This window comes from Trueperella bernardiae, assembly GCF_030246965.1.
Lineage (GTDB): Bacteria > Actinomycetota > Actinomycetes > Actinomycetales > Actinomycetaceae > Trueperella > Trueperella bernardiae.
In genome coordinates, this window is sequence record NZ_CP127099.1 from 1,376,532 (window position 1) to 1,400,844 (window position 24,313).

The following is a 24,313-nucleotide window of genomic DNA, read 5'->3' on the forward strand; positions in this document are numbered from 1 at the left end:
AAACCCCGTATCACCACGCGCCTCCGCCCACCGACCAGTGACCTCGCAAGGGAAAACCCCGGCGACCATCCGCCCGGGTTCCCGCACACGCTACCGCGCCCTGAGCACTTAGGCCTGGCCCGAGCGCTCCATGATGAGCTCGCGCACGCGCGCCGCATCCGCCTTGCCGCGGGTGGCCTTCATGACCGCGCCCACGATCGCTCCGGCTGCCTGCACCTTGCCCGCCCGGATCTTCTCCAGCACGTCCGGGTTCGCGGCCAGCGCCTCGTCTACGGCGGCACCGAGCGCCCCGTCGTCGGACACAACCTCCAGCCCGCGCGACGCCGCCACCTCAGCCGGGCTGCCCTCCCCGGCCAACACCCCATCCAGGGCTTGGCGGGCGAGCTTATCGGTCAGCTTGCCGCTTTGTACCAGCCCATCCAGTTCGGCGACATCGGCCGCACTCACCGGCACGTCAGCCAGCGCCAGCTCGTTGTCCTTCGCGTAGCGGGCCAGCTCACCCATCCACCACTTGCGAGCACCCGCCGGGCTCGCCCCGGCGTCCACCGAATCGCTGATGAAGTCCAGCGCGTCGGCGTTGACGATGTCACGCATCTCCATCTCCGACACGCCCCACTCGGCCGTCAGCCGCTTACGACGCGCGGCCGGCATCTCCGGCAACGACGCGCGGATCTCCTCCACCCACTCCGCCGGAGGCGCGATCGGCACCAGGTCCGGCTCGGGGAAGTAACGGTAGTCGTCAGCATCCGACTTGGGCCGGCCGGGCGACGTCGTCGAATTGGCCTCCTGCCAATGCCGCGTCTCCTGCAACACGGCCTGGCCCGAGGACAGCACCGCGGCCTGGCGGCACATCTCGAACTCGACCGCACGGGCGATCGCGCGGAAGGAGTTGACGTTCTTCGTCTCCGTGCGCGTGCCCAGCGGCGCGTCCGGGCTGGGGCGCAGCGACACGTTCACATCGGCGCGGACGTTGCCACGCTCCATGCGCGCCTCCGACACCCCGATCGCGCGCGCAATATCGCGGATGGTCTGCACGTACTTCGCAGCTACCTCCGGCGCCCGCGCCCCCGCGCCCTCAATCGGGCGGGTCACGATCTCCACCAGCGGCACGCCCGCACGGTTGTAATCCACCAGCGAATGCGTGGCGCCCTGCAGGCGGCCCTCGCCACCCACGTGCGTGTTCTTGCCCGCGTCCTCCTCCACGTGCGCGCGCTCGATGAGCACGCGGAAGACTTCGCCGTCGTCGAGCTCCACATCAAGGTGGCCGTCGTAGGCGATCGGCTCGTCCGACTGGGAGGTCTGGAAGTTCTTCGACAGGTCCGGGTAGAAGTAGTTCTTCCGCGCAAACCGGCACGATTCAGCGATCTTGCAGTTGAGCGCCAGGCCGAGCCGGATCGCATACTCGATTGCCTTCTTGTTCACCACCGGCAACGCGCCCGGCAGGCCAAGCGAGACAGGGGTGGTGTTAACGTTGGGCTCCCCGCCAAACTCGTTGGGGGCGGCGTCGAACATCTTCGTCGTCGTGGCGAGCTCCACGTGCACCTCAAGCCCGAGCACCGGGTCGAAGTTCGCGGCGACCTCGTCAAAATCCATCAATTCTTCCATCTCTACTTCTCCCCCACTTCGATCGGGCACTCGCGGGCGGAGGGGTCCGTGACCGCCTCCACCATCGCCGCCACCTTGTACATGCGCGCGTCCTCATGCGCCGGCGCGATCACCTGGAAGCCCACAGGCAACCCGTCCGCCAGCCCCGCCGGCACCGACACCGCCGGTACGCCCGCCAGGTTCGCCGGCGTGGTGGTCATATCATTCATGTACATCGCCATCAGGTCATCCTTCTTCGAGCCAAACTCGAAGGCGACCGTGGGGGCCGTGGGCGTGACCAGAACATCCACCTGCTCAAACGCCGCGTCCAGGTCCCGATGCACGAGCGTGCGCACCTTCAGCGCCGAGCCGTAGAACTGGTCATAGTGGCCCGAGCTCAGCGCGTACGTGCCCAGGATGATGCGGCGCTTCACCTCCGCACCAAACATCGCCCCGCGCGTGGCCGACATCATCGTCTCAGCCGTGACCGGCCCAGACTCCGGCTCCACACGGTTGCCATACCGCACCCCATCAAAGCGCGCCAGATTCGAGGAGACCTCCGCCGGCATGATGAGGTAGTACGCCGCAATCGCCGAATCAAACGCCGGGCAGGACACCTCCGTGACCTCCGCCCCGCGCGCCCTCAGCTTCTCCACGGTCTCCTCAAAGACGGCGAGCACGCCCGGCTCGAAGCCATCCCCCGACATCTCCTTCACCACGCCGATCCGCAGGCCCGCCAGATCCTGCGCGGCCATGCCCTCGGCCGCCGCGTCGTGCAGGCCGGTCGCAACCTGGGGCAGCGACGTCGAATCGTGCGGATCGTGGCTGGAAAGGATCTCCTGCAGGGCCGCCGCGTCGACAACCGTGCGAGCACACGGGCCCACCTGGTCCAACGACGACGCCATCGCCACCACGCCATAACGCGACACGTTGCCGTACGTGGGCTTGGCGCCCACCGTGCCCGTCACCGCGCCCGGCTGACGGATCGAACCGCCCGTATCCGAGCCCAGCGCCCACGGCACCATGTACGCCGCCACCGCCGCGGCCGAGCCGCCACCCGAACCACCCGGAATCAGGTTTTCGCCCCACGGATTCGTGGTGGGGCCAAACGCCGAATTCTCCGTGGACGAACCCATCGCGAACTCGTCCATGTTCGTGTGCCCCACGATCGGCAGCCGGGCCTCCTTGAGGTTCTTCACCACCGTGGCGTCATAGGGTGAAATCCAGCCCTCCAGCATCTTCGAACCACACGTCACCGGGGTACCCAGCTGGCAGATATTGTCCTTGATCGCAACCGGAACACCGGCGAAAGGCGGCAACTCCTTGCCAGCCACGCGATCGGCGTCGACAGCCCGCGCAACCTCGAGCGCGCCATCGGCGTCAACGAAAAGAAACGCATTCAGGTGCCCGTTCTCCGCCTCAATCCGGTCAAGGCACGCCTGCGTCAACTCAACCGAGGTGACCTCGCCGGCGCGCAACATCGCCACCAGCTCGACTGCAGACTTCTTCAGCAACTCCATTATTCCTCCCCCAAGATCTGCGGCACCGCGAACTTACCGTCCTCATTGGCTGGCGCCGAAGCAAATACCAGGTCAAGATCCAGCTTTTCAGTGCCCACCACATCCTCACGCCACACGTTCGTGAGCGGAATCGGATGGGAGGTAGCCGGAACATCGGAGGAAGCGACCGCGGAGACCTTCTCCATCGCGTCCGAGACCGTGGACAGCTCGCCAGCGAACTGCTCGATCTCCGCGTCCGTCAGGGAAATGCGTGCGAGGTCGGCCAGGCGGGCCACCTCGTCTTTTGAAAACTTTGACATGAGGAAAGTCTAACCCGTTCGATACTATTAGCACATGTCACGCTTCCTGCGACCAAATCGCGAAACCCCCAAGCGTCTCCTCAAGTACGGGGTGCTCGCCGGCGTCGGTGCCCAGCTCGCCACCGTCGCCGCCGTCCTCGCCGTGGACGAACACCGCAAACGTCGCAACCCGCCCACCGGCAAATTCCCCACCCTGCCCCCACGCACCACCACCGTCTCCGGCTCCGACCTCACCGTCTACACCTTCGGCGAAGACCTCTATGCCGACATGCTCGAAGCTATCGACGGCGCGCGCGAGCAAGTCTTCTTCGAGACCTACATCATCAAGGCCGACGAGGTCGGCTACCAGTTCCGCAATGCCCTCATCGCCGCCGCCCGGCGCGGCGTGCAGGTGTACATCATCATCGACACCTTCGGCAACCTCAACCAAGACCCACGCTTTCGGAACTTCCCCGAACAAGAGAACCTGCACGTCATCCTCTTCCCCCTCCTACGCACCGGCATCTTCACCGGCAACGGACGCGACCGCGGCTTCGATCACCGCAAGCTGCTGGTGGTCGACCAGGAGATCGGATTCGTTGGCGGCTACAACATCGGCTCCCTCTACGCCGACACCTGGCGCGACACCCACCTACGCATCAAAGGCCCGTCCGTGTGGGAGCTTGAGAACGCGTTCGTCGACATGTGGAACGTCTACCGGCCCAACTCCCAACCCGAGCTGCCCGACCGCGGGCTGTCGCACTGGTCGTCGAAAGTGATCGCCACGCAAAACGTGCCCGCCTTCAAGTCCTACCCCGTGCGCGCCTCCTACCTCGGCGCCATCGACCGGGCCTACCACCACGTCTACATCACCATGGGCTACTTCATTCCCGACGCCGGGATCCTCCACTCCCTCATCTCCGCCGCGAGGCGCGGGGTGGATGTGCGAGTGCTCATCCCCGAGTATTCGAACCACATCGTGGCCGACTGGGTGGGTCGGCCCTACTACAAGGACCTGCTGGCCTCCGGGGTGCGGATCTTCCTCTACCGGGAAGCCATGATCCACGCCAAAACCATGACCGTGGACGGCATCTGGTCCACCGTCGGCACCACCAACATTGACCGGATCTCCATGGACGGCAACTTCGAAATCAACGTCGAAGTGTTCAACAACCCGTTCGCCAAGATCATGGAGGAGATCTTCGAGCTGGACATGTCCAACTCCCGCGAGCTCACTGCCGCCCAATGGTCTCAGCGCAGCACCCTGGCCCGGGTCACAGAGCGGATCCTGCGCCCGCTGGCCCCGCTACTCTAAGGTCAGCGCGCGGGGCAGTTTTCCCTGGCCGGATTTGAACTTGTTGGACGGTATCGAGTCCACCGCCACGTGGACTCACGCCCTCATCGAGCAAACGGCGAAGCTCCAGGAGCGTTTAACGACGACACTCCGGCGCGACTACCCGCGCTGGCCGATCGGCGACCTCACCCGCCTAACGCTACGCCCACGCACGCCGCACCGCCGCCCCCTAGCCGTCCGCCCGGCCGAGCCTGCGCAGGAACTCCTCCGCGCTCCAGGTCTCAATGCCGAGCGCCTCCGCCTTCGTAGTCTTCGACGCGCCCGGGTTTTCCCCGATCACCACCACGGTGGTCTTCTTCGACACCGAGCCGGTGGCCTTACCACCCGCCTTCATGATCGCCTCGGCCACCCCGTCACGCGTGAAGCCTTCCACCGCGCCGGTCACCACGATCGTCATGCCCTCGAACGGCCGCACGACGCCGTCCGCGCCCTCCGCACCATCCGTGCCGGTCCCACCGGCCGGGCGCTCGTCCTCAAAAGTGACCCCGGCCGCCCGCCAGGCGTCCACGATCTCGCAATGCCAGGGTTCCTCGAACCAGTCGAGCAGCGAGCGGCCGATGATCTCGCCCACCCCGTCGATCTCGGAGAAGGGCGCCTCCCCCGCCTCCACCTGGGCGCGCCCTGAGGCCAGCATCGCCTCCAGCGAGCCGAAGTGGGCCGCGAGCGCCCGTGAGGCCACCGGCCCCACGTGGCGGATGTTGAGCGCCACGAGCTTGCGCCACAGCTCCTTCGTCTTTGCCTTCTCGATTTCGGCGAGCACCTTCTCCAACGTCTTCGACGGTGCCGAGATCGTCTTCACCTCGAAGCCCGCCCGCGCGGCACCCTCCGGCGCGGCCCCCTCCGCGGCTCTGCCCGCACCCGCCTCGCCCGCGCGCCCGGTCCGCGACCACGCCGGCTTGGTCCAGCCGGCCCTCACGTAGCGCCAGTCACCCGTGTGCTCGCCGGCAAGCCGAATCGGTAGCCATGTTCGCACACCCTCCAGGCCCGCGGCCGTGAGGGCGAACAGCTGCGCCTCGGTGTCAAGGAAGGGCTTCTGTGCTGTGGGGATCCCGAGCTCGCGCTGGAGCTCCTCCCCAATCACGCCCTCCGGGTCGAGCAGCGCCCCGTCCTCATTCGTGATTCCCAGCTCCACCCGCTGCTCAAGCGTAAGCACGATCCGCACGCGCGGGTCGGCCGCGTCCTCCAGCGGCCAGCCGGCCTCATGCGCGGCGAGCGCCTCCTCATCCGTGAGCTCAATCGCGTGCCCGGTGGCGAGCGCGATCAGCACGTCGGCCCGGTAACGGTCCGGATCGGCCAGCCACTGCGCGGACTCCTCCCCCAGCGATTCGATGTCGAGCGCACCGCGCGAGCCGATGTGGATCACCCGCTGGTGCAACTGCGCGGGGCACGAGCGCGTGTTCGTACACCGCAGGTCCTTATCCCCCTCTTTCGCCGGCGCGATCTTGCCCCCGCACGCGGGGCAGTGCGTGGGCATGACGAAGGCACGCTCCGAACCGTCCCGTTCCGCCAGCACCGGGCCCACCACCTCGGGGATGATGTCGCCCGCCTTGCGTAAGATCACCACGTCGCCGATCATCACGCCCTTACGCTCCACCTCGAATGGGTTGTGCAAGGTGGCTTGGGCCACCGTGGAGCCGTCCACCCACACCGGCTCCATCACCGCGAACGGCGTGACGCGCCCCGTGCGGCCCACCTGCACCTGGATATCGAGCAGCCGGGTCTGGACCTCGGTGGGCGGGAACTTGTAGGCCACCGCCCAGCGCGGCACGCGCGCCGTGTAGCCAAGCTGTGCCTGCACGCGCCGGTCCTCCAGCTTGATGACCACGCCGTCAAACTCGTGATCGAGCGACGCCCGCGCCCCCTGAAACTCATCGAGGTAATCCTCAATCTCCGCCAGAGTGGACACCATCCGCGTCTGCCCCGACACGGGCAGCCCCCACGCCCGGAACACCTCATAGACGCCCTCCTGGGTGGCCATCTTTTCCTGCAGTGCCTCCGAGGCGCCCTCGAGAGCCCCGATCCCGTGGGCGATGAAACTCAGCGATTTGATCGCGAAGCCCGTGTTGTCTTCCTGGCGCATCGTTCCAGCCGCCGCGTTGCGCGGGTTGACGAACGTCTTGAGTAGCCCCTCGCGCTGCAGGCGCGGTAGCGGCGCCAGCCCCTCCTTCGCCCGGCCGGCGTTCTTGGCACGCAGCGCCTTGTTATAGGCATCGATCTCCTGGTTGCGCCGCGCCACCTCCTCGTTGCGCGCCTCCACCAGATCGTTGAATTCGGTGAACTTCGCGATCGGGAAGTAGACCTCCCCGCGCACCTCCACCAGTTCCGGCCACTCCTCCCCCGAAAGCCGCGCGGGGATCGCCTGGATCGCGAGCGCGTTGCGCGTCACGTCCTCGCCCGTCACCCCGTCCCCGCGCGTGGCCGCGGTCTCCAGCACGCCGCCGCGGTACGTCAGGTTGAGCGCCAGCCCGTCGATCTTCACCTCGGCCGTAAACCGACTCCCTTCCGGCAGTTCGCCCGTGATCCCGGCAAACCACGTGGCCAGCTCCTCGCGGCTGAACACGTCCTGTAGCGAGTACATGCGCTCGGCATGGCGCAGCTCGGCCACCGCCCCGCGCGCCACCTTCGCCCCCACCTTCATCGTGGGCGACTGCGGGCTCCACAGCTGTGGGAAGCGATCCTCGAGCGCGCGCATCTGCGCAATCAGCGAGTCATACGTGGCGTCCACCATGATCGGCTCGCCCGTCGAATGGTAGGCCTCCTGCGCGCGGCGCAGCTTGGGCGCCAGCTCATTCCAGCGTGTTGTTGCTTCTTCGATATTCACCCCCTCATTGTCTCCCATCCCTCCGACATTTTTCTTCCAGTAGGCTGGGGGCATGTGTGGACGATACGCAACCACGATGTCTCGGACCGACATCCAGCTCGAGTTCCGCCTCGACGTCGCCGCCGACTCCTACTCCCCCACCCCCAACTGGAACGTCGCGCCCACCCAGGACATCCCCATCGTCCTCGAGCGCCCGCCCCAGCCCGGGGATGAGCCGCTTCGCGACGCCGTCACCCCACCCGCGTCCACACCTCCCGAAGCGCCCGACTCCCCTGGCGAGGAGGGCGCGCCCGGCGTCGTTCGCGCCCTCACCCCGGCGTTTTGGGGGCTCATCGCGCCGTGGGCGAAGGACACCACCCGGCCGATGATCAACGCGCGCATGGAGACGCTGGCCGAGAAGCGTATGTTCGCGCCAGCCCTGAAGAAGCGGCGGTGCATTATCCCGGCGTCGGGGTACTTTGAGTGGCGCAAGCCGGACAAGACCCCGCTCTACCTCTACCGCGAATCCGGCCCGCTCGCGTTCGCAGGCTTGTACGGCTGGTGGAAGGACGGGCAGGAGTGGCTGCTGACGGCCGCGATCGTCACGCGCGCGGCCGAGGTCGAACTGGCGCAGATCCACGATCGGGTGCCACTCATCCTTGAGCCCTCCGAGTACGACACGTGGCTCGACCCCGCCAACGACGACCCCGCGCTTCTCACCGCTCTCGAACGCCCCGGACCCCAGCTGTCCTTCCACGAGGTGGGCCGGGCGGTGGGTAACGTGCGCAACAACTCACCGCAGAACATCGCCCGCACCTGAGGCACACCCCCGGTATGAAAGGCGTCCGATTTTTACCCCGTACCCTAATGCCATGAACGAATTTGCCACCGTCCGCGGATCCTTCCCCGGCGACTTGCTGTTGGCACTCCTGGTCGCCTTCCTCACGTTGCTGATCCCCGCTGACGTGCTCGGCATCGACCTCCTCCACGACGCGCTACTGTATACTTCCGGCGTCGCCACCGTGCTCGGCACCTTCTTCCGCCGCACGCACCCCGTCCCCGCCGGCATCACGGTCTACCTGGCGGCGCTCGTGCGCTACGTGGCCTTCCCCACCGAGTTCTTCCCGCAGGACGTGGCCGTCCTCCTCGCGCTCTACGCTGTGCTCGCCTTCGGCTCGGCCACAATGAAGATCCCCGCGATCCTGGGCGCCTGCTTCGGCGCGTTCCTCCTCGTGCTGCCGTACGCGGGTAGCGAGTCCCCCCACCTGCTCGTCATCTTCCTCGTCTTCGCCGGCCAGGCCATCGTCATCGCCACGGCGGCGGTGGCCCTGTTGCGCCGCGCCCAGTACGACCAACTCGACCACATCATCGTCGACGCCCAGATCGCCCAGGTCAACGCCGAGCGCGACGCCGAGCTCGCCGTCGTCTCCGAACGCACCCGCATCGCCCGCGAAATGCACGACATCGTGGCCCACACCCTCTCCGTCGTCATCGCCCAGGCCGACGGGGGGCGCTACGCCGCCAAAAACAACCCCGAAGCGGCGGTGCGCGCGCTCGACGTCATCGCCGACATGTCCCGTGCGGCCCTCGGCGACATCCGCTCCATCATCGGCGTGCTCCGCGACCCGGAGGAAATCGACGCCCCGCTCGCGCCTGAGCCCGTCGACGCCGACCTGCTCCAGCTGGTCGAGCAGGTGCGCTCCGCCGGCCACGAGGTCGCCCTGGTGACCACCGGCTCCCAGCGCCCACTGCCAGTTGGCGTGGGCAAGGCCCTCTACCGTATCTGCCAAGAGGCCCTCACCAACTCCCTCAAGCACGCCGGCCCCGACGCCGCCATCACGGTCTCCCTCCACTGGCGCCCGGCCGAAGTGGTGCTCGACATCAGCGACAACGGCCGCGGGGCCGCCACCTTCAACGACGGCAAGGGCCACGGAATCATCGGCATGACCGAGCGGGCCGCCGTCTTCGGCGGTACTGTGGTCAGCGGACCGCGCTCGAGCGGCGGATTTAGAGTGACAGCAACAATTCCAACCCCCGGCGAAAGGAACAGTCATGTGTGACAAGATTCGGGTGGGCCTCATCGACGATCAGGACCTGGTGCGCAGCGGGTTTTCCATGGTCATCGACTCCCAAGACGACATGTGTACCGTGCTCGAGGCCTCGCACGGCAAGCAGGCCCTGGATCGGCTGGCACTCGTGCCGGTCGACGTCGTGCTCATGGACATCCGCATGCCCGGCATGGACGGGCTGGAGACCACCGAGCGGATCAACCAGATGGAATTCCCGCACGGGGTGCGCCCGAAGGTCATCATTCTCACCACCTTCGACCTGGACGAGTACGTCATGCGCGCCATCCGCGGCGGCGCCTCCGGCTTCCTCCTCAAGGACGCCCCGCCGGACCAGATGCTCTCCTCCATCCGCACCGTCCACCGTGGCGACGCCGTCATCGCGCCGTCGTCCACCAAGCGCCTCGTGTCCTACATCGCCCAGAAAGCGGTGGAGGATCGCGCGTTGCGCCCGCAGATTGTCGACGTGCTCACCGAACGTGAGCGCGAAGTGCTCTACCACATGGCCAAGGGGCTATCGAACACGGAGATCGGCGAGGAGCTCGATGTCGCCCAGGCCACGATCAAGACCCACGTGGGGCGCATCTTCGCCAAGCTCGGCGCCCGTGACAGGGTGCAGGCCGTGGTGCTCGCCTACGAAGCCGGGCTCGTGCGCCCGGGTGATCTCGGGTGATTGAGGCCGAGTACGTCCGCCTCGACAGCGGCGTGGGCCGCCAGCGTCGCACCGTCCTCGACGACGTCTCCCTCACCATCCCCGACTCCTCCATTACCACCGTGCTTGGTGGGCTCGACTCCGACATGTCGGCCCTCATGAACGTGCTGGGCGGGATGGAGCGCGTCACCTCGGGTAGCGTGGTGGTCGACGGCGTCGACCTCGCCAGCACCTCCGACGCTGAGCGCGAGCGCATGCGCGCCTCCACGTTCGCCCTGCTGTTCAAGCAGGACAACCTCCTGCCCGCGCTCACCCTTGGGGAGAACCTGGACCTGCCCGCCAAGCTCAACGGCACGCGCGTGAGCACGCAGGAGCACACGGAGATCATCGACCTGTTCGGCCTGTCCCAGGTGCTCGGCCACTACCCTGACGCGGTTCCGCTCATCGAGCAGAACAAGTGCGCGCTCGCCGCCCTCGTCATGGCCGGGCGCCGCGTGGTCCTGTGCGACGAGCCCACCGACGGCTTCACCCGCGCCGACCGGGAGACCCTGTACGCGCTGCTGCGGGTGTGTGCCCGCGAGCGCGGCATGACCGTGGTGACCTTCACCTCCAACCCGATGTCCGCCGTGTCTGCCGACAGGGTGTACCTCATGACCGACTCGCGCATCACCGCCGAGCTCAACGCCCCCACCCTCGATTCGATCCTCGATACCCTGCGTGTCATCTTCAGCGAGGAACCCTGATGCTGCGCCAGCAACTCGAGCATCACTGGCCCTCCCACCTGCTTGCCGGCGTGGCACTGACCTACGCCGCCGCCATGGTATTCTTCGTCACCACCATGCTGGGGTTCGCCGACCACACGCTGGCCCTGTCGGTGAAGAAGTCGATCCCGCACTCGGACCTGGTGGTGTATTCGGAGGCCGACACGGCCCTGGCCGTTGCCGAGCAGATCGGCGAGCTGGACCAGGTGGAGACCGTCTTCGTCGATTCTTCGCTTCTGGCCGAGGTACTGACCGAGACCGAGCACCTGCCCGTCTCCATCCGCTCCCTCGCCCCGCCCGTGCTACGTACCCAGGAGATCATCTTCGGTGAATTCCCCGCATCCCCGCGCGAGATCGCGGTGACCCACCAGCTGGCCAGCGCCCTCCACGTCCAGGCCGGCGACGAGCTGACCGTGGCGGGAGGGGACGTGGCCAAGCGATATAGCGTCTCCGGGATCTATACCCGCTCCCGGCTCCTTGACCCGGTGGGCTTCGAGGCGATCACCACCGAACCCAACCCCAACTTCGTGGCCGCCCAAGGCAACGAGCAGGGCGGGATCGAGGTGCGCGTCCTTCCCACCGCCGACCCCGATACCCTCCAGGCGGAAATCCTCGAGATCCCTGGCACCGTGGTGGTCAACGCCCAGGACCGCTACGACGTCGAATATGCCCGCCAGCGCGACGCCCTGGATACCCTGACCGAGGCCACTCCCTGGCTGCTCACCACCGCCTTCATCACCGCCACCACGGTGGTCTACATGACCGTGGTCGGCGTGGCCCGCCGGCGCACCACCGAGAGCCAGGCCCTGCGCTCCCTCGGCCTGTCGGCCCTGCGCCGCCACCGGATGCTCGGCCGGGAGGTCGGCGTCGTCGCCGGTCTCACCTATCTGCTCGGCATCGGGGTGGGCTACGCGGGGGCGATGGGTGCCTCCTCCATCGCGCGCGCCGAAAGCGGGGCCCCCTTCCTGCCCGCGAGCATCGGCTTCCCCGCCGCGGCAACGTTCTGGGCGTTCGTGGCTGTGGCCCTCGCCACGGTGATCGGCACCGCCACCGGCATCCTGTCCACCTACCTGCGCACCACCAACGCCTGGAAACCTGCCATCCGCACGGCCAGCCCCGCCATCGTGCTTTTCGCTGCCGCCTTCCTGTACGCCACGGTCGCAATGCCCGGCGCGCTGAGCGCGAACGTGAGCGCGGGCGGCGTCGTCGTCTCACTGCTGGCCCTCGCAGCTGCCACGCTGGTCGCGTACGGGGTGATCGTCGTCGTGACGAGGCGCCTGACCAAGTCCTTCCACGTCGGCTCAGCCTTCTCACTCCTGCCGCGATCGCTCACCGCCACGATGACCACCGTGTCGCTGTTCGTCATCCTCATGTCCTCCGCCGCGCTCGGTGCCCTCCACACCACCTACTCCACGCTCACCGCCAACGACGACCGCCTCGCCAACCTCTACGACCTGTCCATCACCGCCGGGGTCACCTCCGCTTCCATTTCCGACGCCGACATCCAGGCCGTGCACGACTGGGGCGGAGCCTCTGCCACCCTCACCTACCACCTGCTCAACACCTCCGGATGGGAGCCCGAAGACTTCCAGCCCGGGGCACTGTATGCCGTGGATCCCGGGGAGGCCGAGGACTACCTCGGGCGGCGGATCGAGCCGGGCACGCTGCTCGTTCCGCGCGGGACCAACAACGTGCCGAGCTCCATGAACCTCACCTACGTCGACGCCAAAGGATTCACCCGCTCGACGAACGTGAACGTGACCGTTGCCGACGTGCCCTTCGCGCTCATCTCCTCGGCCGGGCTGGGCGACCTCGAGCCCACCGCCATGTGGATCCGGCTCGCCGACCACCACCACATCTCCGAGGACTTCAGCCGCCTCGAAGCCTCCCTCACCCCCGGTGAGGACCGGCCCTTCCTCACCCTCGCCATCACACCCCCGCAAGAGGCGCCCGCGAACGTGTCACAAATCGCGGCCATCATCCAAACGAGCGTCATCGCCGTGCTTGGCTTCGCCGCCTACCTGCACGTGCCCCGGTACCTCGCCGACCAGTCCCTCGAGACCCGCTACCTGCGCTCCAAGGGTATGACCGGGCTGCGCATCCGCCAGCGGCGACTGAGCCAGGGAATGGCAAGCGCCTTCGTGACCTCAGTGACCGGGGTGGGGCTTGGGGTGGGAAGCACCCTCCTGCTCATGACCCTCCACGGGCGGGCCACCCCGCACGAGCCGAGTATCCCGATCGTCACGCTCGCCCTCAACATCGGGTCGATCCTGCTCGGGTGCCTCGCCCTTGGCATACTCGGATACCATGTCGACGTGTCAAAGCGCACAAAAGCCCGAGATTACGCGGAAATTGGGCGTTAATCACACTTTTTTCCTTTACCGGGCACACAAAACCTGAAAAGGTTAAGGGCGTATAAGCCAGTGTTAAACAATGCGTTAGGAGACTAGGTCATGGATTGGCGCCACCGCGCAGAATGCCTCAACGAGGATCCAGAGCTTTTCTTCCCGATCGGCTCCTCGGGTCCCGCCATGGCACAGGTCGAGCGCGCCAAGGCCGTGTGCCAGCGTTGCGACGTCCAGGAGGTGTGCCTTAAATGGGCCCTGGACAACAACCAGGACGCCGGCGTGTGGGGCGGCATGTCGGAAGACGAGCGCCGCACGCTCAAGCGCCGCACGGCGCGCGTGCGCCGCTAATCGCTGGGAGCTTTCGCGGGCCCCGTCAGCGAGGCCCGCTTTTCTTATGCCCGGCCGACCCGGCCCTAGGCCTGGGAACGGATGTTGAGGTCGAGCACCACAACGGTGCCCCCGCCCTCACGAGGGAGCCACTCGATATTGCCCCTGAGCTCGGAGAGCACCATTGTCCTCACGATCTGGGTGCCGAGGCCGGAGGGGCGGTGGTCGCCCACGCCGACGCCATCGTCGGCCACCTCGATGTGGAGCCGGGTGCCGTCGCGTTGGGCGCGGATGTCGAGCCGTCCGCCCCCCGGCAGTCCGTGTTCTATGGCGTTGGAGATGATCTCGTTCATCACCACGCCGAGCGCCGTAGCCTCCTCGGCTCGCACGCGCCCGAAGGTGCCCTCGAACGTGGTGATCACCGGCTCCCCAGTAACGCCAACGTCTCGTACCATGCGCATGACCGGCACGAACACCTGATCGAAGTCCACAACCTCGTCGATGGTTTGTGACAGCTTCTCGTGCACCACGGCGATTGTGGCCACGCGGCGCTGCGCCGTCTCCAGCGCGGCCCGGGTCATGCCCTCCCCTGCACGGCGCGCCTGCATCCGCAGCAGCGCCGACACCGTCTGCAGGTTGTTCTTCACGCGGTGGTTGATCTCGCGGATTGTGGAGTCCTTGCTCATGAGCACGCGCTCTTGGCGGCGCAGCTCGGTGATGTCGCGGCAGAGCACGAGCGCCCCGTGGCGCACGCCCTTGACCAGCAGGGGCACGGCACGGAAGGAGATGACCACGTCGTTGCGCTCGATCTCGGTCATCCACGCGGCCCGGCCCATGAGCACGAGCGGCAGGGCCTCGTCCACGCGGGACACCCCATCTAGTTCGATCACTTCGGTGGCAAGCATCGCGCCCTGGAGCGGCTTTTCCACGCCGAGCCGGCGCAGGTTAGAGATCGCGTTCGGCGAGGCGTAGATGGTCTCGCCCTCGGTGTCCACGTGAATGAGCCCGTCCGTGACGCGCGGGGTGCCGTGCCGGTAGCCCGAAGGCGAGCCGTCGATGGGGAACTCCCCGGTGGTTACCATGGCGATGAGCGCGTCCGCGATCGACTCATAATTGGCGAGCAGCACCATCGGCACGCGGTCCACGAACTTGGCGGTGATCACCCCGAGCACCGCGATGACCTCCCCTTCGAATCGCACGGGCACAAGCCGCACGTCGACGTCGTCGTCGTGCCCAAAAACCTGCTCGCCGGTGGTGGCGGCCTTCTCGATGACGGCCGCCTCGTCGTCGGGGACGATCTCGCCCACGAAGTCGGTTTGGTGGACGGTGGTGGCGGTGGCGGGGCGGGCCTGCGCGGCCGTCATTACGCCCGATTCGACGCGGATGTAGAGGGCAAGGTCGGAGAAGGTGATGTCAGCGATGATCTGCCACTCGCCGGTGAGGTGGTGGAGCCATTCGCGCTGACGCTCGTTCAGGTGCGAGTCACGGCTGAGAATGCGGGAGAGTGTAGACACAGTTCCCACTGTAATGATTAATCGTGTTGAATAGTAGCTATGAAGTTTGTTTCTGAAACCAGCTACGTCGGCCCGCTTGAGCTCGTGCTGGATGTGCTGACGTCGCCCGAGTTGTTCCGCGCACGCACGCGTGCGGCGGGCGTCGCGGAGTTGGCCGATTTTGCCGACGACGGCGCCACGCATTCCTTCCGCCTCCAGGTTCCGACCGAGCAGATCCCGGCGGCGGCGCGCTCCTTCTTCCCACACGGCGCGAAGGTTTTTGCAACGGCCACCCCCGTGGTCCACAACGAGGCCGGGCGCGTGGACGGGGCGAAGATCCCGTACACGATCGATGTGTCGGGCGCGCCCGTGGCCGGCTCGCTCACCTTCCTGCTCGCTGACACCGGCGCGACCACCGCGGCGAAGATCAGCGGCGAGATCAAGGTGTCGGTGCCTTTTATTGGTGGCCGAATCGAGAAGATGGTGGTAGACCAGCTGAGTAAGGTCATTGCCAAGGATACTGATCTGGTCAACGCCGAGGTCCTGCGGCGGCGCACGGAGGAAGAATGATTAACCGTCAATACGAGGATCTGCTGGCCGACGTCCTAGAAAACGGGGAGCGCAAGGGCGACCGCACCGGCACTGGCACGCTGTCCGTGTTTGGTCGCCAGCTGCGCTACAACCTGGCCGAGGGCTTTCCGCGCATCACCACGAAGTTTGTAGCGATGAAGGCGGTCAAAGGCGAACTGCTGTGGTTTTTGCGCGGGGATACGAATGTGCGCTGGCTTCAGGAGCGCGGGATTTCCATTTGGGATGAGTGGGCTGACGACGACGGCGAACTCGGGCCCGTCTATGGCTACCAGTGGCGTTCGTGGCCGGCCCCGTCCGGAGAGCACATTGACCAGATCGCGAACGTGGTAGAGAAGTTGAAGAAGAACCCGGATTCGCGGCGGATGATTGTGTCGGCGTGGAATGTGGCCGACCTCGACGACATGGCCCTGCAGCCCTGCCACGCCCTGTTCCAGTTCTATGTGGCCGGCGGCAAGCTGTCCTGCCAACTGTACCAACGGTCGGCGGACCTGTTCTTGGGCGTGCCGTTCAACATCGCCTCCTACTCCTTGCTCACGCACATGGTGGCCCAGCAGGCGGGGTTGGACGTGGGCGATTTCGTGTGGACGGGCGGGGACTGCCACATTTATTTGAACCATGTGGACCAGGTGCGTGAGCAGATCTCGCGCGAACCCTACCCCTTCCCTACGCTCGAGCTGAAGAAGGCCGACTCCATTTTCGACTACGACATGGACGACATCCTCGCCTCCCAGGGATACCAGCATCACCCCGCGATTCACGCCCCGGTGGCCGTGTAATGCTGGGGATGATCTGGGCCCAGGGGCATGAGCGGGCGATCGGCCGCGGCGGCGCGATGGCCTGGCACCTGCCCGAAGACATGCGGTTTTTCCGGCGCATGACCACCGGCCACCCCGTCATCATGGGCCGCCGGACGTGGGAGTCACTCGACGAGCGCTACCGCCCGCTGCCCGGGCGCACGAACATCGTGCTCACCCGGGACGAGAGCTTTTCCTCCGACGACGCCCTGGTGGCCCGCTCGCTGGATAAGGCGATCGCCCTGGGCGAGGAGGCCGCTGGCGAGGGGCTCGTGTGGATCGTGGGCGGGGCGCAACTGTATGAGGCGGCGATGAAGAAGGCGGACGGCGTCGTGGTCACGGACATCGACATCGACGTTCCCGACGCCGACGCGTTCGCCCCCGCCATCCCATTCAACTGGGAACCCGTGGGCACCGAGCCCTTCCGCGGGTGGCACGTGGCCGAGAACGGCATGCGCTTCCGGGTAAGCGCCTACAGGCGCCGCCGCTCCGGCTTTGTCCCCGGGGATTTGGCCGCCGCGCTCGGCGAGCTGCCGCTCTAGTCTCCCAGCAGGTCCGACATCGGCGTGAAGTCCGCGAACAGGGCCTTCGCTTCGGCGACGTCATCCGACTGACTGTCGACCGGCTGGCTGTCGGCCGCATTCACGACGCCGGCGCCCGCCCCCGCGCCTGAACCCGCCTGCCCCGCGCCCACAACACCGTCGCCCGCGCCTGCCTGGCCGGCAACCAAGCTGCCCGCGGGCCGCCCGGCCTGGGCGATGACCGCCAGCTCGTCCATCGCGCGCCGGATTCGGCGGCGCAGGCTCGCCCCGCCCTCGGCGTCGGAATCGGCGGCGTGCGCGCCGAAGTCCTCGGTGGCAGCGTAGACCGCAGTCGTCACAACGTTCGCGTGAAGGTAGGTCATCATCGGCCGGATCGCGTGCTCGGTGACGAGCGAGTGCCGGGGCGTGCCGCCCGTCGCACCGATCGCCACGGGCTTGCCGGCCAGGTACCCCTCGGGCAGCACGTCAAAGAAGGACTTGAACAGGCCCGAGTAGGAGGCGTTGTAGGCCGGCGTCACCGCGATGAGCGCCTCCGCGCCCCTCACCTGCTCGAAGGCCTTAGCGAGCGCGGGCAAGGGGAAGCCGGTGAGCATCGCGTCGGTGACGTCGTGGGCCAGCTCGCGCAGCGAGATCATCTGCACCTGCCCGCCGTGCGCGCTCACGTACGCCTCCGCCATCGCCCGGCCCAGCTGCTGCGTGGTCGAGGACTCCGACAGCGACGCCGACACCACCGCGATCATCGCTCGCCCTCCGCGTCTCGCAGGAGCTGGTCGGCGAGGTTGACGGAGGCCGCCTGGGTGTCCTGCTGGGCGTAGAAGGAGGCGCCGGTGACGTCGTCGACGTACGTCTTGCCCTCCTCGTACGCGATTCCCGCCTCACGACGCGCGGCCACCCGAGCGGCGTGCGTGGGGGCGTCCGGCACACCGGGCTTCCGCATCGCCTCGAACTCCTTGCGCATGACAGGCACGATCTCGCCCAGGTAGTCGAGCTGTTCAAGCACGGTCCTGAGCGGCAGGCCGGCGTGGTCGATGAGGAAGAGCTGGCGCTGGTAGTCCCCCACATGCTCGCGGAAGCCGAGCGTGCGGTCGATGACCTCCTGCGGGGAGCCGACCGTCAACGGGGTCTGCTCCGAGAAGTCCTCGAGCGAGGGTCCGTGCCCGTACACGGGCGCGTTGTCGAAGTAGGGGCGGAACTCGCGCTTGGCGGTCTGCGAATCCTTCGCGATGTAGAACTGCCCGCCCAGGCCCACAATCGCCTGCTCGGGCGTGCCGTGCCCGTAGTGGGCGAAGCGCTGGCGGTAGAGCGCGATCATCTGCCGGGTGTGGCTCATCGGCCAGAAGATGTTGTTGTGGAAGAAGCCGTCCCCGTAGTAAGCGGCCTGCTCGGCAATCTCCGGCGAGCGGATCGAGCCATGCCAGACGAAGGGCGCCACCCCATCCAGCGGGCGCGGGGTGGACGTGAAGCCACGCAGAGGCGTGCGGAACTTGCCCTGCCAGTCCACCTCCTCTTCCTCCCACAGCCGGCGCAGCAGCGCGTAATTCTCAATCGCGAGCGGGATACCCTGGCGGATATCCTGGCCAAACCACGGGTAAACCGGGCCCGTGTTGCCGCGGCCCATCATGAGGTCCATCCGCCCGTCCACCAGGTGCTGGAGCATCGCGTAGTCCTCGGCGATCTTCACCGGATCGTTGGTGGTAATGAGCGTGGTCGACGTCGACAGGATAATCTTCTTCGTCTGCGCGCCAATGTAGCCCAGCAAGGTGGTGGGCGAGGAGGAGAAGAAGGGCGGGTTGTGGTGCTCGCCGATCGCGTAGATGTCCATACCCACGTCCTCGGCGTGCTTGGCGATCGTCACCGCGGCCTTGATGCGCTCGGCCTCGCTCGGCGTGCGGCCGGTGGTGGGGTCGGTGGTGATGTCAGAGACGGAAAAGACTCCGAATTGCATGGTGTCTCCTTGGGGCATAATCAGCTTCGGAGACATCCTAGCACATTTAATTGAAACCTCAACTATCCGGGTTCTGCTTCACCTCCCCAGTCTCGGCCATCGGGTTTCGGACGCGACGCAACAGGCCTGCGTCGAGCATCAGGACTTAGAGGCTTTTCGTCGCCACAACCGGCGCTTTTGGCCACAAAGTCCTGATGTTTGACAACCGAGCTACTTATCCAGCCGGCGCATGAAGGACGCCCGCAACCTCTCCTTGTTGACGGCGGCCACCGCCGCGAGCGGCACGTTCGCCGGACACACCGCCGCGCACTCCCCATAGTTCGAGCACGGCCCGAAGTTCCGATCCGCCACCGCGATCATCGCTTTCGCCCGGAGCGCCCGCTCCTTCGACGGCAGCGGCAGCATCGCCAGGTGAGTGAGCTTCGCACCCACGAACAGGTGGGCTGCGCCGTTGGGGCAGGCCGCCACGCACGCCCCGCACCCGATGCACGCGGCGAAATCGAGGGCGTCCTCCACGGTGGTGTGGTCCACCGGCACGGAGTCGGCGTCGGGGGCCGTGCCCGCGTTGATCGCCACGTGGGCGCCGGCCTCGAGCACCTCGTCGAGCTTGTGGCGGTTGACCATGAGGTCGCGCAGCACGGGGTAGCTGGCCGAGCGCAGCGGCTCGATCCGCACCATCTGCCCGTCCGTGAAGGAGCGCAGGCGCTGGTGGCAGGCCGGCGTGTTGCGCTCCGGACCGTGCGGGGTGCCGCTCACCTGAATGCCGCATGCCCCGCAGATGCCTTCACGGCAGTCGGACTCGAACGTGAAGGGCTCCTTGCCGGAGTTGACCAGCTGCTCGTTAAGGCGGTCCAGGAGCTCGAGGATACTCATCGAGTCGTCCAGACCCTCCATCGTGTGGTATTCGAAGCGGCCCGGGGCGTCCTGCCCGGGCTGACGCCAGATTTCCAATGTCAGTTTCATGAGTAGCTCCTCGTTGCCAACGGCACGGCCGTGAAGGTCAGCGGCTCCATGTGCCGCACGAAACCGTCCGGCGCGCTCTCCCACGCCGAGGCGAAGGCCCAGTGGGCGTCGTCGCGCTTGGCTTCGCCGTCGTCTTGGTATTCGAAGCGGAAGTGGGCCCCGGCCGATTCTTCGCGGTCGAGCGCGTCCACGCACATGAGCTCGGCGAGCTCCAGGAAGTCGGCCACGCGGCCGGCCTTCTCCAGGGTTTGGTTGACCTGCGCATCCCCGCCGGGCACCGACAGGTCCTCCCAGAATTCCCCGCGCAGGCGCCGGACCTCGCCGATCGCCTTCTCCAGGGACTTCTTCGTGCGGCCCACGCCGCAGCCCTCGTACAAGATGGCCCCGAGCTCACGGTGGAACTGGACCGGACCGCGGCTTCCCCCGATCGCGAGGAAGGCGTCCGTGCGGGCCTGTACCCGCTCCAGCGCCTCCCTCACCGGCGCCGAGTCCGGGCCGGGTAGCTCCTCGCCCAGATGCTTGGACAGGTAGTTCGGTACCGAGAACGGCAGGGTGAACCACCCGTCCACGCACGCCGACAGCAGCGAGTTCGCGCCCAGCCGGTTCGCGCCGTGGTACGACCAGCCGGCCTCCCCGCCCACGAACAGCCCGGGGATCGAGCTCATCTGGTCAAAATCGGTCCACAGCCCACCCATCGTGAAGTGAGCTCCCGGCGCGATCCGCATCGGGGTCTCGTACGGGTTCTCACCCGTGGCGTGCTCGTACATATGGAACAGGTTGCCGTAGCGTTCGGCGATCACGTCCTTGCCCACGGCTCTCATCGCGTCCGAGAAGTCGAGGTAGACCGAGTTCTTTAGCGGCCCCACCCCGTGGCCCGAGTTGATCTGCTCGGTGGCCGCGCGCGAGGCGATGTCGCGCGGGGTGAGGTTGCCGAACGCGGGGTATTTGCGCTCGAGGTAGTAGTCACGCTCGGCGTCGGGAATCTGCTCAGGCGGACGGTCATCCCCGGCGCGCTTGGGCACCCAGATTCGCCCGTCATTGCGTAGCGACTCCGACATGAGGATCGTCTTCGACTGGAACGGCGAGCTGACCGGCAAGGCGGTGGGGTGGAACTGGACGAAGGAGGCGTGGGCGAGGTAGGCGCCGTGTTTGTGGGCACGCCACGCCGCCGACGCGTTCGAGTTCAACGCCAGCGTGGACTGGAAGTACACCGAGCCATACCCGCCGGTCGCAAGCACAACGGCATGTGCCGGGATCGCCTTCACCTCACCCGTCACGAGGTCGCGGATGACGACGCCGCGGGCCACGCCGTCGTCGATAATGAGGTCCAGCATCTCCGAACGAATGTGCATCGTGACCTTGCCGCGGCGGATCTGGCGCTGGAGCGCCTGCGAGGAGGCGAGCTGGAGTTGCTGGCCGGTCTGGCCGCGCGTGTAGTACGTGCGCGAGACCTGCACGCCGCCAAACGAGCGCGTGGCGAGCGTGCCGCCGTACTCGCGGGCGAAGGGGGCGCCCACCGCGTTCATGTGGTCGATCACGCGGATCGACTCCTCGCCGAGCCGGAAGGCCTCCGCCTCGCGCGAGCGGAAGTCGCCGCCCTTGACCGTGTCGGTGACGAAGCGCTTGAGCGAATCGCCATCCACCTTGCGCGCCCGGGCCGCGTTGATGCCGCCCTGGGCCGCCACCGAGTGGGCGCGGCGCGGGGCGTCGTGGTAGGTGACCGAGTGGACGTTGTAGCCCAGCTCCCCCAGCGCCGCGGCACACCCGGCGCCCGCCAGTCCCGTTCCCACGACGACGACCGTGAACTTCTTCGTGTTTAGCGGGCTGACCAACTTGTACGAGTCGCGGCGGCGCTGCCACGCGGTGGCCGGATCGCCATCTGGGATGTTGCCGTCCAAGATCGAGCCAAGGCGTGTGCCGCGCACCTTCGCCGGGGGCGGCGTGAAGTCCGCGGCGAACGCGGGCCGGGCGGCGGCGTCGTCGGAAGAACCGCGCAAGAAATTGAAGAAACTCATGATAGCCACCCCATCTGTACGGCGAGCGGAATTGAGGCGTTGCCCAAGAGGATCGCGATCGCGGCCAGGGCGCCGACCCAGATGAAGACCGAGCGAAGGCGCGCGCCCATCGAACCGAAGTCGACCGCCATGTTGAAGGCGCCATGTGCCACGTGAATCGCAAGCAACACCATGATGAGCACGTAGAAGATCGCCATCGCCGGGCGCTCAAAGGAGCCAACCAGGTTGCCGTAGGCGGCGGACGAGGCGGCCGTGGGCCCGCGGAAGGAATCGGAGGCCACCGGCTGCAGACCAACCGTCAGGTCAAGAATGTGAACAATGAGGAAGCCCAGGATCGCCACGCCCGTCACCGGCATGAGCCGGGCCGAAACCGCCTGGATGCCGTGAAGCTTGCGTGCCCGGTGCTTGCCGCGGAACTTCCGGCCCCGGATGTAGACGATCGACGCCGCCCACACATGCAAGACCAGGCAAGCGCCCAGCACCACGCGCATGATCCAGAGCACGGCCAGCTTCGGGAACAGCGGGTAGAACGCCTCGCGCAGCCAGTGGGCGTAACCGTCGAAGCTGGCAGCACCCATGTAGACCTTGAGATTTCCATACAGGTGGATGAGAACGAAGATCGCCCAAATGGCGCCCGTGACCGCCATGACGACCTTCAACGCCCACGAGGGCGGAGCCTTCAGTTGCATCGTTGCCTCCTTCCTGCCATTGTCCCAGGCCGCAGATGTGATTCTTCACACCTTTGTCCCGAATCGGGTATGCTCGAGGGGTTGCCGGGACGGCCCGGCGCCGCGCTGGTGTTGCCGATCGCTACGCGGCACAGGCGAGGGACGGCCCTCAAGAAAGGGCACATGCCTGCTGTGATTGCATGGTTGGCCATGGGGTTGACCTTGGTGGTTGACCTGTCGGGGCCGGTGACCGTGGCGGGAATCCTCGCCGTCATCATCTATGCCTCCTTCGAGGTGAAGCGGCGGGCGGACGCGCTCTCACGGCGGCTCGGCGAGCCCGTCGGCACGATCATCCTCACCCTGTCGATCATGGTGATCGAGGTGGGAATGGTGGCGAGCGTGCTGCTCGGCCCGGGCACACATGCCTCCATCGCGCGCGACGCCGCCTTCTCCGCCGCGATGCTCATCCTCAACGGGATCCTGGCCGGCGCCATCCTCGCCCACGTGGCCCGGCGCGGGCCGATGCCGATTCGGGCACGGGCGCTGGCTTGGTACCTGGGAACGCTCGGGGTACTCGGCACGGGCGCATTCGTGCTGCCGAGGGCGGTGGGCGAATACCGGGGCGGCTGGGCGGTCATGGCCGGGGTCGGGCTGGTCGCAGCATACGGGGTTTTCATGTGGCGCCAGCTCGGCCCGGGGGCGGGCGACTTCTCCGAAGCCGACTCGCCCCCGCGCTCCTCCGAGCCCGTCGCTCGCAACCTGGTGTGGCTCGTGGTCACCTTGGTGGCGATCGTGGCGCTCTCCCACGCGCTTGGCCCACTGCTCGATGCGACCGTGGGCAACACCGCGATTGTTGGCCTCATCGTGGCGGGCGTGGTCCTCCTGCCCGAGACCGTCACCACGCTCCTTGCCGGCTGGGAAGGGCAGAGCCAGCGCGTGTCAAACCTGACCCACGGCGCGCTCGTATCGGTACTCGGCGGCTCGGTCCCCGCCGTGGTGCTCATCGGGGTCGCCACCGGGCAAGACATCGTGCTTGGCGTGGGAGGCACGGAGCTGGCCCTCCTCGCGGCGACGCTCGGCCTGCAAGCCACGGCGCTGGCAGGCCGGCGATTCAACGCGGCCCACGGGCTGGGGCACCTGACGTTGCTTGCCGCCTACGTGGCGGGACTGCTCGCCTGACGACCGGGGTTCCCGCCCGGCTTCACTCCCCTTCCCCGCGTGTGCAACGGTAATTCCCCATGTGCAACGTTAATAAACTGCTTTTCGCCGTTGCATATTGCGGATTAGCGTTGCATATGGCCAGGCACTGACGAGCGAGGTGGCTGAGGCGTGGCGGGGTCGGGCAATGCAAAGCCCGGGATCTCGGCTGAGATCCCGGGCTTGTTCTCGTGGCGGGGGCAGGATTTGAACCTACGACCTCCGGGTTATGAGCCCGGCGAGCTACCGAACTGCTCCACCCCGCGTCGGCATCCCCTACTTTATTCAGCCAGCGTCCCGGATTCAAGGTTGGCCGTGGTGCCCTTCCTCACCATCCGCCAAGCTCGCCCAGGTGGGTAGATGCAGACACCGGGGCGGGGGCCCGCGCATGCGAGCCCCCGCCCCTCGATCCGAT

At 67.0% G+C, this 24,313-nt stretch carries 21 protein-coding genes and 1 tRNA gene; 11 read left to right on the top strand and 11 right to left on the bottom strand.

Annotation, left to right across the window (positions count from 1 at the left end):
- Window positions 1-108: 108 nt before the first annotated feature.
- From gatB to gatC, 3 genes are read right to left on the bottom strand one after another with little or no spacing between them, the layout of a single operon-like run.
- Complete coding sequence (gene gatB, locus QPC17_RS06415; RefSeq protein WP_062613510.1) at window positions 109-1,605, bottom strand: Asp-tRNA(Asn)/Glu-tRNA(Gln) amidotransferase subunit GatB; 1,497 nt, start codon at window positions 1,603-1,605, stop codon at window positions 109-111.
- Window positions 1,606-1,607: 2 nt separating this feature from the next.
- A complete protein-coding gene (gene gatA / locus QPC17_RS06420) occupies window positions 1,608-3,104 on the bottom strand; it encodes an Asp-tRNA(Asn)/Glu-tRNA(Gln) amidotransferase subunit GatA (RefSeq protein ID WP_432049306.1) in 1,497 nt (498 codons plus the stop codon).
- Window positions 3,104-3,403 carry an Asp-tRNA(Asn)/Glu-tRNA(Gln) amidotransferase subunit GatC gene (gatC, locus tag QPC17_RS06425; RefSeq protein ID WP_068538715.1) on the bottom strand — a complete coding sequence of 100 codons (300 nt, stop codon included), beginning with the start codon at window positions 3,401-3,403 and terminating at the stop codon, window positions 3,104-3,106. The genes gatA and gatC overlap by 1 nt, the downstream gene beginning before the upstream one ends.
- Window positions 3,404-3,437: 34 nt before the next feature.
- Here gatC and QPC17_RS06430 point away from each other — a divergent pair, with 34 nt between their 5' ends.
- Complete coding sequence (locus QPC17_RS06430; RefSeq protein WP_070446380.1) at window positions 3,438-4,697, top strand: phospholipase D-like domain-containing protein; 1,260 nt, start codon at window positions 3,438-3,440, stop codon at window positions 4,695-4,697.
- A 208-nt stretch (window positions 4,698-4,905) separates the two neighbouring features.
- Here the strand turns inward: QPC17_RS06430 and QPC17_RS06435 are convergent, their stop codons facing one another.
- Window positions 4,906-7,557: an NAD-dependent DNA ligase LigA gene (locus QPC17_RS06435; protein ID WP_244899230.1), complete on the bottom strand. Its 2,652-nt coding sequence runs from the start codon at window positions 7,555-7,557 to the stop codon at window positions 4,906-4,908.
- Between the two features lie 52 nt (window positions 7,558-7,609).
- Between QPC17_RS06435 and QPC17_RS06440 the strand changes: the two genes are divergently transcribed.
- The 6 genes from QPC17_RS06440 to QPC17_RS06465 all read left to right on the top strand — a co-directional run bounded on the left by QPC17_RS06440 (window position 7,610) and on the right by QPC17_RS06465 (window position 13,711).
- Entirely contained in the window at window positions 7,610-8,356 is a 747-nt protein-coding gene (locus QPC17_RS06440) for an SOS response-associated peptidase (protein WP_285347122.1), read from the top strand.
- A gap of 52 nt (window positions 8,357-8,408) precedes the next feature.
- Entirely contained in the window at window positions 8,409-9,596 is a 1,188-nt protein-coding gene (locus QPC17_RS06445) for a sensor histidine kinase (protein WP_070446384.1), read from the top strand.
- A complete protein-coding gene (locus tag QPC17_RS06450) occupies window positions 9,589-10,275 on the top strand; it encodes a response regulator (RefSeq protein ID WP_062613503.1) in 687 nt (228 codons plus the stop codon). The genes QPC17_RS06445 and QPC17_RS06450 overlap by 8 nt, the downstream gene beginning before the upstream one ends.
- Entirely contained in the window at window positions 10,272-10,997 is a 726-nt protein-coding gene (locus QPC17_RS06455) for an ATP-binding cassette domain-containing protein (RefSeq protein ID WP_285347123.1), read from the top strand. Before QPC17_RS06450 ends, QPC17_RS06455 begins: the two co-directional genes overlap by 4 nt.
- Window positions 10,997-13,378, top strand: a complete 2,382-nt coding sequence (locus tag QPC17_RS06460) for an ABC transporter permease (RefSeq protein ID WP_276787463.1) — start codon at window positions 10,997-10,999, stop codon at window positions 13,376-13,378. Before QPC17_RS06455 ends, QPC17_RS06460 begins: the two co-directional genes overlap by 1 nt.
- 90 nt (window positions 13,379-13,468) lie before the next feature.
- Window positions 13,469-13,711, top strand: a complete 243-nt coding sequence (locus QPC17_RS06465) for a WhiB family transcriptional regulator (protein WP_062613500.1) — start codon at window positions 13,469-13,471, stop codon at window positions 13,709-13,711.
- 65 nt (window positions 13,712-13,776) lie between these two features.
- Here the strand turns inward: QPC17_RS06465 and QPC17_RS06470 are convergent, their stop codons facing one another.
- The gene (locus QPC17_RS06470) at window positions 13,777-15,204 is read right to left on the bottom strand and encodes a sensor histidine kinase (RefSeq protein WP_062613499.1); all 1,428 of its coding nucleotides are present in this window, start codon (window positions 15,202-15,204) and stop codon (window positions 13,777-13,779) included.
- 39 nt (window positions 15,205-15,243) lie between these two features.
- Between QPC17_RS06470 and QPC17_RS06475 the strand changes: the two genes are divergently transcribed.
- The 3 genes from QPC17_RS06475 to QPC17_RS06485 are packed head-to-tail and all read left to right on the top strand — an operon-like array spanning window position 15,244 to window position 17,110.
- Window positions 15,244-15,753 carry a DUF2505 domain-containing protein gene (locus QPC17_RS06475; RefSeq protein WP_062613498.1) on the top strand — a complete coding sequence of 170 codons (510 nt, stop codon included), beginning with the start codon at window positions 15,244-15,246 and terminating at the stop codon, window positions 15,751-15,753.
- Window positions 15,750-16,550, top strand: a complete 801-nt coding sequence (locus QPC17_RS06480; RefSeq protein ID WP_062613497.1) for a thymidylate synthase — start codon at window positions 15,750-15,752, stop codon at window positions 16,548-16,550. The genes QPC17_RS06475 and QPC17_RS06480 overlap by 4 nt, the downstream gene beginning before the upstream one ends.
- Window positions 16,551-16,558: 8 nt before the next feature.
- Window positions 16,559-17,110 (top strand): dihydrofolate reductase, encoded by a 552-nt coding sequence (locus QPC17_RS06485; protein ID WP_251769213.1) that lies wholly within the window; start codon window positions 16,559-16,561, stop codon window positions 17,108-17,110.
- Here the strand turns inward: QPC17_RS06485 and QPC17_RS06490 are convergent.
- The 5 genes from QPC17_RS06490 to QPC17_RS06510 all read right to left on the bottom strand — a co-directional run bounded on the left by QPC17_RS06490 (window position 17,107) and on the right by QPC17_RS06510 (window position 22,722).
- On the bottom strand, window positions 17,107-17,850 hold the full coding sequence (locus QPC17_RS06490; RefSeq protein WP_062613495.1) for a CE1759 family FMN reductase: 744 nt from the start codon (window positions 17,848-17,850) through the stop codon (window positions 17,107-17,109). The genes QPC17_RS06485 and QPC17_RS06490 overlap by 4 nt on opposite strands.
- The gene (locus QPC17_RS06495) at window positions 17,847-19,055 is read right to left on the bottom strand and encodes an LLM class flavin-dependent oxidoreductase (RefSeq protein ID WP_082661151.1); all 1,209 of its coding nucleotides are present in this window, start codon (window positions 19,053-19,055) and stop codon (window positions 17,847-17,849) included. The genes QPC17_RS06490 and QPC17_RS06495 overlap by 4 nt, the downstream gene beginning before the upstream one ends.
- A gap of 210 nt (window positions 19,056-19,265) precedes the next feature.
- Window positions 19,266-20,018: a succinate dehydrogenase/fumarate reductase iron-sulfur subunit gene (locus QPC17_RS06500; RefSeq protein WP_062613494.1), complete on the bottom strand. Its 753-nt coding sequence runs from the start codon at window positions 20,016-20,018 to the stop codon at window positions 19,266-19,268.
- Entirely contained in the window at window positions 20,015-22,033 is a 2,019-nt protein-coding gene (locus QPC17_RS06505; RefSeq protein WP_083200557.1) for a fumarate reductase/succinate dehydrogenase flavoprotein subunit, read from the bottom strand. The genes QPC17_RS06500 and QPC17_RS06505 overlap by 4 nt, the downstream gene beginning before the upstream one ends.
- Window positions 22,030-22,722: a succinate dehydrogenase cytochrome b subunit gene (locus QPC17_RS06510; protein WP_285347124.1), complete on the bottom strand. Its 693-nt coding sequence runs from the start codon at window positions 22,720-22,722 to the stop codon at window positions 22,030-22,032. Before QPC17_RS06510 ends, QPC17_RS06505 begins: the two co-directional genes overlap by 4 nt.
- Window positions 22,723-22,884: 162 nt before the next feature.
- Between QPC17_RS06510 and QPC17_RS06515 the strand changes: the two genes are divergently transcribed.
- On the top strand, window positions 22,885-23,880 hold the full coding sequence (locus QPC17_RS06515; protein WP_143602008.1) for a calcium:cation antiporter: 996 nt from the start codon (window positions 22,885-22,887) through the stop codon (window positions 23,878-23,880).
- 210 nt (window positions 23,881-24,090) lie between these two features.
- Here QPC17_RS06515 and QPC17_RS06520 read toward each other — a convergent pair.
- A tRNA-Met gene (locus QPC17_RS06520) sits at window positions 24,091-24,164 on the bottom strand.
- Window positions 24,165-24,313: the final 149 nt, after the last annotated feature.